General features: G+C 61.8%; 11 protein-coding genes. 2 read left to right on the top strand and 9 right to left on the bottom strand.

The window, feature by feature from the left end; translation table 11 throughout:
• Window positions 1-3: 3 nt before the first annotated feature.
• From pcnB to ACODSZ_RS08570, 4 genes are all read right to left on the bottom strand, one after another.
• Entirely contained in the window at window positions 4-1,617 is a 1,614-nt protein-coding gene (pcnB, locus tag ACODSZ_RS08555) for a polynucleotide adenylyltransferase PcnB (RefSeq protein WP_488927402.1), read from the bottom strand.
• The gene (locus ACODSZ_RS08560; protein WP_008325509.1) at window positions 1,614-2,297 is read right to left on the bottom strand and encodes a histidinol-phosphatase; all 684 of its coding nucleotides are present in this window, start codon (window positions 2,295-2,297) and stop codon (window positions 1,614-1,616) included. The genes pcnB and ACODSZ_RS08560 overlap by 4 nt, the downstream gene beginning before the upstream one ends.
• Window positions 2,294-3,010, bottom strand: coding sequence for a DnaA regulatory inactivator Hda (hda, locus tag ACODSZ_RS08565; protein ID WP_008325510.1), 717 nt, complete (start codon window positions 3,008-3,010; stop codon window positions 2,294-2,296). The genes ACODSZ_RS08560 and hda overlap by 4 nt, the downstream gene beginning before the upstream one ends.
• Before the next feature lie 124 nt (window positions 3,011-3,134).
• Entirely contained in the window at window positions 3,135-4,217 is a 1,083-nt protein-coding gene (locus ACODSZ_RS08570) for an AI-2E family transporter (RefSeq protein WP_175342626.1), read from the bottom strand.
• A 104-nt stretch (window positions 4,218-4,321) separates the two neighbouring features.
• Here ACODSZ_RS08570 and purM point away from each other — a divergent pair, with 104 nt between their 5' ends.
• The gene (gene purM, locus ACODSZ_RS08575; RefSeq protein ID WP_008325512.1) at window positions 4,322-5,365 is read left to right on the top strand and encodes a phosphoribosylformylglycinamidine cyclo-ligase; all 1,044 of its coding nucleotides are present in this window, start codon (window positions 4,322-4,324) and stop codon (window positions 5,363-5,365) included.
• Window positions 5,366-5,552: 187 nt separating this feature from the next.
• On the opposite strand, the gene ACODSZ_RS08580 is transcribed toward purM, so the two are convergent.
• The 5 genes from ACODSZ_RS08580 to ACODSZ_RS08600 all read right to left on the bottom strand — a co-directional run bounded on the left by ACODSZ_RS08580 (window position 5,553) and on the right by ACODSZ_RS08600 (window position 10,480).
• Complete coding sequence (locus ACODSZ_RS08580) at window positions 5,553-6,431, bottom strand: proteasome-type protease (RefSeq protein ID WP_034349656.1); 879 nt, start codon at window positions 6,429-6,431, stop codon at window positions 5,553-5,555.
• 171 nt (window positions 6,432-6,602) lie between these two features.
• Window positions 6,603-7,595 (bottom strand): alpha-E domain-containing protein, encoded by a 993-nt coding sequence (locus tag ACODSZ_RS08585; protein ID WP_008325514.1) that lies wholly within the window; start codon window positions 7,593-7,595, stop codon window positions 6,603-6,605.
• A 1-nt stretch (window position 7,596) separates the two neighbouring features.
• Window positions 7,597-9,024 carry a circularly permuted type 2 ATP-grasp protein gene (locus tag ACODSZ_RS08590; RefSeq protein WP_008325520.1) on the bottom strand — a complete coding sequence of 476 codons (1,428 nt, stop codon included), beginning with the start codon at window positions 9,022-9,024 and terminating at the stop codon, window positions 7,597-7,599.
• 258 nt (window positions 9,025-9,282) lie between these two features.
• Window positions 9,283-9,726 (bottom strand): cupin domain-containing protein, encoded by a 444-nt coding sequence (locus tag ACODSZ_RS08595; protein ID WP_008325522.1) that lies wholly within the window; start codon window positions 9,724-9,726, stop codon window positions 9,283-9,285.
• 97 nt (window positions 9,727-9,823) lie between these two features.
• The gene (locus tag ACODSZ_RS08600; protein ID WP_008325524.1) at window positions 9,824-10,480 is read right to left on the bottom strand and encodes a glutathione S-transferase family protein; all 657 of its coding nucleotides are present in this window, start codon (window positions 10,478-10,480) and stop codon (window positions 9,824-9,826) included.
• A 333-nt stretch (window positions 10,481-10,813) separates the two neighbouring features.
• Here ACODSZ_RS08600 and ACODSZ_RS08605 point away from each other — a divergent pair, with 333 nt between their 5' ends.
• The gene (locus ACODSZ_RS08605) at window positions 10,814-12,040 is read left to right on the top strand and encodes a polyhydroxyalkanoate depolymerase (RefSeq protein ID WP_008325526.1); all 1,227 of its coding nucleotides are present in this window, start codon (window positions 10,814-10,816) and stop codon (window positions 12,038-12,040) included.
• The last annotated feature ends 151 nt before the right edge of the window (window positions 12,041-12,191 follow it).

Consider the following 12,191-nt stretch of genomic DNA (forward strand, 5'->3'; position numbering starts at 1 on the left):
GGCTCAGTCGTCGCCCGCAGGCGTACTGTCACCACCCGCGCCGCTACCACCAGCGCCACTACTGCTGCGACGACGGCGACGGCGCTTGGGAGCTTCGGCGGTCCCGGCGTCGGCCGGTTCAGCGGCGCTCTCGGCCGTTTCCTTGAGGGCGGGTGTGCGGGTCTCTGCGGGCGGCGTGCTCTCCTGCTCGATACCGCTGTCGTTGCCGCCCAGGTCGGCGCCAGACTTGCTGCGGCTACGTCCGCCTCGGCGCTTGCGCTTCTTGGGGCCGGCACCGCCGCCGGCGGCATCGGCCGGCTTGCGGGCGATCAGTTCTTCACGCTCGGCACCGTTGCCGGCGATGAAGGCTTCCCACCATTCGCCGAGTTCGGCATCGAGTTCACCGGACTGGCAGCGCAGCAGCAGGAAATCGAAACCGGCGCGCAGGCGCAGATGTTCCAACAGCTTGTAGGGCGCCTTGCCGACGCGACGTTCAAAGCGCGGCTGCATGGCCCAAATGTCGCGCATGTCGGAGGCGATCTTGCGTTGCAGTGCCAGCTTCTCGGTTTGCGCATCGAGCACGTCATCGGCGGCCAGATGCAGCGCGGGGATCGGATACTCACCGGCAGCCTGGTAGGCACGCCATTTCTCCAGCACCTGATGCCACAGCAGCGAAGCGAACAGGAAGCCCGGCGAGACCCCCTTGCCTTCCTTGACGCGGGCATCGGTATTGGCCAGCGCCAGGCTGACGAACTTCTCCCCCAGCGGCTGTTCCAGCACCACATCCAAGAGCGGCAGCAGGCCGTGATGCAGACCCTCCTTGCGCAACTGCTGCAGGCAGGCCAGGGTATGGCCGCTCATGAGCAGCTTCAACATTTCATCGAAGACACGCGCTGCGGGTACGTTGTCGATCAGCGGGGCCATCACGCGGATTGGCGCGCTGCTGGCCGGGTCGATGGTGAACTTGAGCTTGGCCGCGAAGCGCACCACGCGCAACATGCGCACCGGGTCTTCGCGGTAGCGCGCTTCCGGTTCGCCGATGATGCGCAGTTTCTTGTCGCGGATGTCGGCGATGCCGCCGTGATAATCCAGCACCGCCTGGCTGGCCGGATCGTAGTACATCGCGTTGATGGTGAAATCGCGCCGGGTGGCATCCTCATGCTGCTCGCCGAAGGTGTTGTCGCGCAGTACGCGGCCGTGCTCATCCTTGGGCGCCGCTTCGGCCGAGGCACCACGGAAGGTGGTGACTTCGATCAGTTCCTGACCAAACATCACATGCACGATCTGGAAGCGGCGGCCGATGATGAAGGCGCGGCGAAACAGTTGCTTGACCTGTTCCGGCGTGGCATTGGTGGCCACATCAAAGTCCTTGGGCTTGATGCCCAGGAGCAGGTCACGTACCGCACCGCCGACGATGAAGGCCTTGTAGCCGGCTTCCTGCAGGGTCTGCGTCACACGCACCGCATTGGGCGAAACCAGCGCCGGATCAATGCCGTGCTGCTTGGGGCCGAGCACATCGGGCTCGATCTTTCCCCCGTTGGCACTCGCCTTGGCGCGCGATTTCTTGGGAGGCTCGGTGCCCTCGGCAGCGGCGGTCTTGCCCCGGCCCAGAATGGAGCGAATCAGTTTCTTGATCATTGCGCGTGGCCGTCGGCGAAGAGGTTCAGCACCGGCCAGCCGCGTGCCTGAGCATGCGCCAGCAGCTTGTCGTTGGGGTTGGTGGCGATGGGATCGGTTACGCGTTCGAGCAGCGGAATGTCGTTCTGCGAATCGCTGTAGAAGTAGCTGCGCTCGAACTGGGCCAGCTTGAAGCCCAGGCGTTCCAGCCAGGCTTCGGTATGCACGATCTTGCCCGGGCCGAAGGTAGGCGTACCGTCGAGCTTGCCGGTGAGGTTGCCCTTTTCATCGAGCATGGGCAGGGCGGCGATCAGGTGTTCCACGCCGAAGTGCGAGGCGATGGGCTTGGTCACGAAGTGGTTGGTGGCGGTGACGATGGCCACCAGGTCACCGGCGTCGAGATGCTTCTTCACCAGGGCCACGGCTTGCGGCAGGATGGCGGGCTTGACCACTTCGTCCATGAATTGCAGGTGCATCTCGTCGAGCTGTGTGCGCGTGAAGCGCGACAGGTTGCCCAGCGCAAACTCCAGGTAGGCCACCGGATCGAGCGTGCCGTTCTGATAATGGGCGAACCATTCGTCATTGGCCTTGCGGAAGCTGTCGGCATCCACGGCGCCGATGCGCGCCATGAATTCGCCCCACTCGTGGTCGGAGTCGAGCGGCAGCAGGGTATGGTCGAGATCGAAAAGGGCGAGGTTCATTGTTCTCCGGATTCCTGTTGTAACAGTTCGCGTAGCAAGGGCAGGGTGATGGCGCGCTTGGTGGCCAGCGAGTAGCGGTCCAGCGCGTCGAGCATGCGCGACAGCGAGGGCATGTCGCGTCGGTAGTGGGTGAGCATGTACATCATCACGGCGGGAGGAATCTCCAGGCCGCGGTCCAGGGTGATCTGCAGCAGGGCGGCGATCTTCTCGTCGTCCGACAGGTCATGCACCTGGTAGATCAGGCCCCAGCCGAGCCGGGTGCGCAGGTCTTCGCGCAACTCCAGGCGGGTCGGTGGCAGGGTGCCGGTGCAGACCATGCAGCCGCCCTGTTCGCGGATCTGGTTGAACAGGTTGAAGGCAGCGATCTGCTGTTCCTCGAACAGCTGATCGACATCGTCGAGCAGGTAGTGACTGGTCTGCGGGTGATAGTCGAAGGCGGCGTCGGGAGAGTCGGCACCGATCAGGCGTGCGCGCTGGCCTTCCTGTCCGGCCTTGGTGGCCAGGGCATGCAGCAGGTGGGTCTTGCCGGCACCGGCTTCGGCCCAGAGGTAGATGAAGCGGTCGGTGCTGGCGCTGCCGCGCTGGGCGGATTGCTCCGCGCCGGCCGTGGCCAGCAGCTTCAAGCGCTCCAGCAGTTCTGCATTGCGGCCGGTCACGAAGCTGTCGAAGCTTTGCGGCTGGTCCGCGCTCAAATCGAGCGGAATCTGTTTCATCGGCGTGTATCAGCTACGGCGGCTGTCAGGGTATGGCAGCCAGTTAATGCAGGACGGCGCCAAGCGCCCGGGCCTGCGCAGCGTCCTGCAAGGGCAGGGGGGGCTGTGATCAATCATAGACTCTTCAACGGTTGTAAAAATTGCTGGCCAGATACTCGCGCCGCACATGGATGGCGATCACCGAGACAATGGCCGAGGCCGGCAGCGCCAGCAGCACGCCGACGAAGCCGAACAACTGGCCGAAGGCCAGCAAGGCGAAAATCACCACCAGCGGATGCAGGCCGATACGCTCGCCCACCAGCTTGGGCGTGAGGATGAAGCTTTCCAGCACCTGTCCCACGCCATAAATCAGGGCTACCCACAACAGGCCGATGGCACCATCGAATTGCAGGATGGCCGCCAGTATCGCCAGCACCAGCCCGAGACCAAAACCCACGTAGGGGATGAACACCAGCAGGCCCGTCAACACGCCCACGGGAAGGGCGCTGTCGAATCCGGCGACGCTGAGCGCAACCGAATAATAGACCGCCAGCACCAGCATCACCAGCAATTGTCCACGCAGGTACTGTCCCAGCAGACTGTCGACCTCGGTCGCCATGGTGTTGACGCGACCGGCCCAGCGGCGCGGGATCAGGATCTGCAGGCGTTTCTGGAAGGGATGCCAGTCCTGCAGCAGGTAAAACAGCACCATCGGCACGAACAGCAGATTGGCCAGCCAGGCCAGCAGCGCCGTGCCGCCTACCTTGGCCGAGGCCAGCACCGAACTCCACAGCTCGTCGCCGCTGGTGCTGATCTGTTGCGTGAGCAAGGCCTTGATGCCGGCCAGGTCCAGTCGCACGTCGATACCCAGCTGGTGCAGGCGCGGCGAGAGGAAGGCATTCAACTTGTCCAGCAGCGGCGGTATCTGGGCCTGCAGCAGCGGGATCTGGCGCAGCACCAGCGGTACCACGATCAGCACCAGGGCCAGGCCGGCCAGGATCAGCAGCAACACCATGATCGTCACGCCCACGAAACGCGGGATGCGGACCGGACCGATGCGACGGCTGGCGATCCAGTCCACGCCGGGGTTGAGCGCATAACCGATGATGCCGGCGGCAACAAAGGGGGACAGCATCGGCCCCAGCGCCACCAGCAGCGTCAATAGCAAAATGCCGACAATGAGCCACGCCAGGTTCTGTTTTTGCTCTTCGGATAAAGAAAAAGGCATGGATTCGGAGTTCGGGAGTGTCGGTTTTGTTAAAATCACGGCTTGGCAGGGCGGCTTCGCCCCTGAATCCCCTATTTTACCGTCTTCACTGGCAATATTTCATCATGACTTCACCTTCCAATGTCTCCCTCTCCTACCGTGACGCTGGCGTCGATATCGATGCCGGTGACGCCCTGGTCGAAGCGATCAAGCCGTTCGCCAAGCGCACCACCCGCGAAGGCGTGCTGGGCGGCATTGGCGGGTTCGGTGCCCTGTTCGAGATCAGCAAGAAGTACAAGGAGCCGGTGCTGGTCTCCGGTACCGACGGCGTGGGCACCAAGCTCAAGCTGGCCTTCCACCTCAATCGTCACGATACGGTCGGTATCGACCTGGTGGCCATGAGCGTCAACGACATCCTGGTGCAGGGCGCCGAGCCGCTGTTCTTCCTGGATTACTTTGCCTGCGGCAAGCTGGACGTGCCCTCGGCCACCGATGTCATCAAGGGCATCGCCGCCGGTTGCGAACAGGCCGGCTGCGCCCTGATCGGCGGTGAAACCGCTGAAATGCCCAGCATGTACCCCGATGGTGAATACGATCTGGCAGGATTTGCCGTGGGCGCGGTGGAAAAGTCCAAGATCATCGACGGCACCAAGATTGCCCCGGGCGACGTGGTGCTGGGCCTGGCCTCGTCGGGTGCGCATTCCAACGGTTATTCGCTGGTGCGCAAGATCCTGGAGGTGGCCAAGCCGGACCTGGACGCCGATTTCCACGGCCGCAAGCTGGCCGATGTACTGATGGCCCCGACCCGCATCTACGTCAAGCCGCTGCTGTCGCTGATGGAGAAGCTGGAAGTCAAGGGCATGGTCCACATCACCGGTGGCGGCCTGGTCGAGAACATCCCGCGCGTGCTGCAGGATCACCTGACCGCTGAACTGGATGCCAAGTCCTGGACCATGCCGCCGCTGTTCACCTGGCTGCAGCAGCACGGTGGCGTGGCCGATGCGGAAATGCACCGCGTCTTCAACTGTGGCATCGGCATGACCGTGATCGTCTCCCGGGAAAACGCTGACGCTGCTGAAGCTCACCTGAAGGCCGCTGGTGAAACCGTCTACCGCATCGGTACCATCCGCGCCCGCGCCGAAGGCGAAGCGCAGACCATCGTGCGCTAAGCCGGACAGGCAAAGCCATGCAAATCATGTAAATCCTTTTAAGGATTTACAAAGTTTAAAAGGCTGCATTCTTCGGAATGCAGCCTTTTTTATTTCCGGCAGAACATTTCCCGCCAGATGAAAACTTGGTTTTAACTTAGTTTTGTCAAAACAAAAACTAAGTTTCCAAAAAGAAAAATCTAACAGTTCAGCTCGCCTGCCCGACATCCCCATCCTGTTCGGCCAGGATCTGCCGCGGCACCGCCTGCAGTCCCCTCGCCACGCCATTCGGCGGCGGCACGCGCACCGGCTCGCTGATGTCGGTGGCCGTCGAGAGCACATTGAGGGTGTCTTCCGGTGGGGCATCCCAGACCGGATCGTCGATGGCCTCGAAGACGCGCTTCAATTGCGAACCCCAGCTGCGCCGGATCATCTGGAAATACTGGTTCTGCTCATCGATGGTGACGAAGCGCGTCACGGCCAGGTCTTCGCTTTCGTAGACGAGCAGGTCCAGCGGCAGGCCCACCGAGATGTTGGACTTCAAGGTCGAATCCATGGAGATGAGCGCACACTTGGCCGCCTCGTCCAGCGAGGTCTGGGGGGTGACCACGCGGTCGATGATGGGCTTGCCGTACTTGGATTCGCCGATCTGGAAGTAGGTGTTCTCATCGTGCGATTCGATGAAGTTGCCTGCGGAATACATCTGGAACAGGCGGCAACGCTCGCCACGGATCTGTCCGCCAAAGATGATGCTGACGTTGAAATCGATACCGAACTTGCTCAGCTCGGCGGCTTCGCGGTCATGCACGGCGCGAATGGCGTCGCCCAGGATCTGCGCGGCTTCGTACATGGTGGTGGCGGTCCAGATGCTGCGTCCCTCGGCATTGGTGCGCTCGGTGAGCATCTGGCGGATGGATTGCGAAATCGACAGGTTGCCGGCGGTCATCAAGACCATCACGCGGTCGCCCGGATTTTCGTAAACACTCATCTTGCGGAAGGTCCCGATGTGGTCCACTCCCGCATTGGTGCGCGAATCGGACAGGAACACCAGGCCGCTGTTGAGGCGCATGGCTACGCAGTAGGTCATGATGGCAACGTGATACGTGGAAACGGAAAGCCGGATTTTACCGTAAGGCCCGGCGCCAGAGCGTGCGCGCCGGGGGCATCTGTCGTGACGTACCTACAGTAACGGCCTGTTTCCCGAAAAGATGACAGCGGCTGTGCTTCTTTCTTGCGCGCCAGGCACAGCCGGAGCGGCTTACGCTGCCAAAGGAACAAGAAAATCGCGGCTGATGCGATTGCCCAGCTCGAAGATGCGCTCCAGGAACTCGGTGAGCGTATCGTGCAATCCGGCCTCAAGGATTTCCTCGATGCGGGCGAACTTCAGGTCGGCGTGGAGCTTGCCGGCAAAGCGCTCGGTATCGGCCGAGACATCGTTGCGCACATGGTGCAGGTTGGAGATCACGTTGCCCATGCAGGCCAAGAGCGAACGCGGCATGTCCGCGCGCAGGATCAGCAGCTCGGCCACCCGTTCAGGCGTGATGACGTCGCGGTAGACCTTGCGGTAGATCTCGAAGCCCGACACCGAACGCAGGATCGCCGCCCAGTAGTAGAAGTCCAGCTGTCCTGCTTCATCGCGGGCGGCCTGGCTTTGCGACTGCGACTGGCCATTGAGCTTCTGCGACTGCGCTTCCTTGGTGCCGTGGAACTTGACATCGATGATGCGCGCCGTATTGTCGGCACGTTCCAGGAAGGTGCCCAGGCGGATGAAGTGGAAGGCCTCGTCCTCCAGCATGGTGCCGATGGTGACACCGCGCGAGAGATGCGAACGATGCTTGACCCATTCGAAGAAGTCGCTGGGGTTCTGTTCCAGCGCATTGGTTTGCAGGTAGGACTGCATCTTGATCCAGGTGGCGTTCTGGATCTCCCAGGCTTCGGTGGTCAGCGCGCCGCGCACGGCGCGCGCATTCTCGCGCGCCTGGCGCAGGCAGGAGGCGATCGAGGACGGATTGTTGGGGTCACGCACCATGAAGTCGATGACATCCTTTTGCGTGAGCTTGTCGTATTTCTGGTTGTAGCCATAGAGCAGTTCCGAGATGCCCAGCACGGCACGCCAGCCCTGCTCGGCGTCATCCACCGATTGCGGCAGCAGCGCGGTCTGTACGTGCACGTCCAGCATGCGGGCGGTGTTCTCGGCGCGCTCGGTGTAGCGGGCCATCCAGAAGAGGTGATCGGCGGTACGGCTGAGCATCTTATTTCTCCAGAATCCAGGTGTCCTTGGTGCCGCCGCCTTGCGACGAATTCACCACCAGCGAGCCTTCCTTCAAGGCCACGCGCGTCAAGCCGCCCTTGACCATGGTGATCTGCTTGCCCGACAAGACGAAGGGACGCAGATCCAGGTGGCGCGGCGCAATGCCGGACTCCACATAGGTCGGGCACACCGACAGGGCCAGCGTGGGCTGGGCGATGTAGCCATCGGGTTTGGCGATGATGCGCGCGCGGAAGTCCTCGATTTCCTGTTTGGTGGAGGCCGGGCCGACCAGCATCCCGTAGCCACCAGCACCGTGCACTTCCTTGACCACCAGCTTTTCCAGATTGGCCAGGGTGTAGGAGAGATCTTCCTTCTTGCGGCACTGGTAAGTCGGTACGTTGTTGAGGATGGGTTCTTCGGTCAGATAGAAGCGCACCATGTCCGGCACATACGGATAGATCGACTTGTCGTCGGCCACGCCGGTACCGATGGCATTGGTCAGCGTCACCTTGCCGGCGCGATAGGCCTGCAGCAGGCCCGGCACACCGAGGGCCGAATCGGGACGGAAGGCCAGCGGATCGAGGAAGTCGTCGTCGATGCGGCGATAGATCACGTCGACCCGCTTGGGGCCGCGCGTGGTGCGCATGTAGACCACGTTGTCCTTGACGAACAGATCCTGCCCCTCCACCAGTTCCACCCCCATCTGCTGGGCCAGGAAGGCATGCTCGAAGTAGGCCGAGTTGTACATGCCGGGAGTCATCACCACCACGGTCGGATCGGTCACCCCGGCCGGGGCCACCGAACGCAGGTTGTCCAGCAGCAGGTCGGGATAGTGATCGACCGGCGCGATCTTGTGGCGCTTGAAGAGGTCGGGGAAGAGCCGCATCATCATCTTGCGGTTCTCCAGCATGTAGGAGACCCCGGACGGCACGCGCAGATTGTCTTCCAGGACGTAGAATTCACCTTCGCCCGCGCGCACGATATCGACACCCGCGATGTGGGCGTAGATGTCGTTGACCACGTTCACATCCTGCATCTCGCGCCGGTACTGGGCGTTCTGGAAGATCTGCTCGGGCGGGATGATGCCGGCCTTGACGATCTTCTGCTCGTGGTAGATGTCGTGGATGAACATGTTGAGCGCCTTGACGCGCTGGACCAGTCCCGCTTCCAGTTTGGCCCATTCGGCCTTGTGGATGATGCGCGGGATGATGTCGAAGGGGATCAGGCGCTCGGTGCCGGCATCGTTTCCATAGACGGCAAAGGTAATGCCGACGCGGCGGAAGATCAGGTCGGATTCGGCACGTTTGCGGGCGATGATTTCCGGCGATTGCGCGGAAAGCCAGCTGGCGAATTCTGCATAGTGCTGACGCACTTGACCTGCTTCGCTGCCGGCGCCTCCTGAATACATCTCATCAAAAAAATGTGCCATAGATTTGCTTCGTGTTCCCGTGGGGAGCGGGAATCTTTCTAAGTGGGTTGTAACGAAAACAGAGGCGGTGGGTACGGCAAAACTAAAGCGTGGGTACGGCATGAAGCGATGGCGCTAAGGAACTGCACCTGCACGCCAGAGCCAGCGTGCATGAAGAAAGACTAACAGAGGCTTGAAATTTTTGACAGAGGAAAATTGCATGCTTTTGCTCCTCGCCCGTGCGGGTCTGCTGCCATCAAACGCAGACCCGCAGCGGCTTCAGTTATTCCATGGCGTGGCTGCGGGAACCGCGCAGGGGGCCGGCATATCGATGGTCTTGAAGTCGGCCGGACTAACGATTTCGAGATATTCCATGTCGGGCGAATAGTCGAACAGGAAGTGCACGATGCCCGGTCGCTGGTGCACGCAATCGCCCGCCTTGACCAGCGTGACCTCGGTTTCATACATGAAGCGCGCCCAGCCTTTCAACATGATGACGATATGGAAGTTGGCTTCGTGTCGGTGCCACCCGGTACCCGTCTGGGGCGCCATGTTGGCCTTGACCAGCTGGGCCACCACCTGGCCGCCGGTAGCGGCGGCAATGCCCAGGTCGCGATACAGGAAGAAGTCGCGCAGACCGCCGGTTTCATAGGGCGTGTCGCCCTCGCTCACATGCGAGAAGGTGTTTTGCGCCAGTACGCTTGGATCAGCTACGGTATTCATCACATCCATCCTTTCTGCGGTCTCCCGCCATGGGCCTGCGACAAAAAACGGGCGCGACTTTGCTGCCTTTGCTCATTGGTGCTGATGCTTCTGCGCCCTAGAATTCCACGTCCAGTTCGTCGATATCCTCCGGTTCCTTTTTGGCTGCCGCGATCCATTCCTGCATCTCCGGCATGGCCATGATGCGCTTGGCATAGGCGGTGCAGATCGGATCGAGCTTGACGTCATAGGTCATGAAGCGCGTCACCACGGGCGCGTACATGGCATCGGCCATGGTGCGCTGTTCGCCGAACAGGAAGGGGCCGCCATACTTGGCCAGGCATTCCTTCCAGATGGTGGTGATGCGCACGATGTCGGCTTCGGCGCGGGACCACACCTTGAAGTTGGGGAAGTGGCCCTTGAGATTCATCGGCAGCGCTGCGCGCAGGGCCGAGAAGCCCGAGTGCATTTCACCGCATACCGAGCGGCAATGCGCACGGGCGGCGAGGTCGGCCGGCAGCAGCTTTGCACCGGGGCGGATTTCGTTGAGATATTCGGCAATGGCCAGCGTATCCCATACCAGTACGTCGCCATGGTGCAGGCTGGGTACCAGGATGGAGGAAGACAGCAGCAGGATCTCTGCCCGTGCCGACGGATCGTCCGGCGGTACGATGTCTTCCTCGAAAGAGAGCCCGGCGAACCTGGCCATGAGCCAGCCGCGCAGGGACCACGAGGAGTAGTTCTTGCTGGTGATGCGCAAAGTCGTCTTAGGCATGTCAGTCCCTTATCTGTTTTGTGCAGGTTGACTTTGGGCACGCGGCCGCGTGAGCGGCGGTGTCTTGTTCATCATCTTCATCGTCCGCACCGTCTGCGCTCGGGGCGGACACGGGCCACCGGAGCGGACCGCCTACCGCTACTTGCAAGGCTTGTGCCAGCTCGCGGGAAAAGTCGATCGAGCGTGCGCGAGGTGATGTGCGCAGCCATCTGGCGCATCCGGCATTGCACAAATGCCGTCCGCGCGGGGCTTGCGTCACCATCAATGGCACGACAATTGCATCGATGGCGGGGCGAGCGGACACCAAAAAGAGACAACCGAGGGCGGCGCTTCATGATCAATACCTATCAGCTCTACCAGAACTACGCCGACGCCACCGATCCGCTGCGGGCCTGTGCCCGCATGATGGCGCCCCTGCTGGGAGCGACCTGGCCCGGCATGCCGGTCAATCCGGCCCTGCGCAAGATGGCCTCGGCCTGCGAGGTCTTTGCGCGCACCCAGTTGACCCATGCACGCCCGCCCTTCGACATCGTCGAGGTGGTCGATGGTGGGCGCACAATTGCGGTGCACGAGGAGGAAATCAGCGCCACGCCCTTCTGTGGCCTGCTGCGTTTCCGCAAGGAAACCTCGGATGCCCAACCCAAGGTGCTGGTGGTGGCGCCGATGTCGGGCCACTTCGCCACGCTGCTGCGCGGGACCGTCAGGACGCTCCTGCGTGACCATGATGTCTACATCACCGACTGGCGCAATGCGCGCGATGTTGCCCTGGAGCATGGTCGCTTTGGTCTGGATGAATACGTTTCCCATGTCATCGATTTTCTCGCGGTGCTCGGTCCCGGCGCGCATCTGCTGGCCGTGTGCCAGCCCACGGTGGCCGCACTGACTGCCACCTCGATCATGGCCGAGGACAATCACCCCGCGCAGCCGCGCACCCTGACCCTGATGGCCGGGCCGCTCGATACCCGGGTCAATCCGACCGCGGTCAACGCGCTGGCCAAGAGCAAGCCGATCAGCTGGTTCGAAAAGAACATGATCAGCACCGTTCCGGCGCGCCATGTCGGGGCCGGGCGGCGTGTCTATCCGGGCTTCGTGCAGCTGGGCGCCTTCATGAACATGAACCTGAACCGCCACATCGAGGCTTTCCGCAAGCTCTATCATCATCTGGTCGAGGGCGAGCAGGCGCAGGCGGCACAGATCAGGGATTTCTACGAAGAGTATTTCGCCATGGCCGACCTGCCGGCGGAGTTCTATCTGGAAACGGTCCGCACGGTGTTCCAGGAACATGCGCTGCCGCTGGGCAAGCTGACCTACCGCGAACGCGTGGTCGACCCGCGCGCCATCCGTCGCACCGCGCTATTCACCATCGAGGGCGAGAAGGACGATATCTGTGCGGTCGGCCAGACCGTGGCCGCACAGGAAATGTGCAGCAGCATCCGGCCCTACAGGCGTCTGCACCATGTTCAGACGGCGGTGGGGCATTACGGTGTCTTCAACGGACGACGTTGGGACAACGAGATCTATCCGCGGCTGCGGGATTTCATTAACATGAATCACCGGTGAACTTGCAGTGCTTGTCAGGACGTGCGAAAAACTTAGTTTTCAGGATCGAAAGATTAAGTTTTTCTTCGCCCGGCACTAACACTCTCACATACACTCACAACGAGGTAGCTCCAACAGGATAGTCATCAGGAAAGTAATCAGGCGGTAAGAA

It is taken from the genome of Herbaspirillum sp. FG34 (assembly GCF_057809315.1).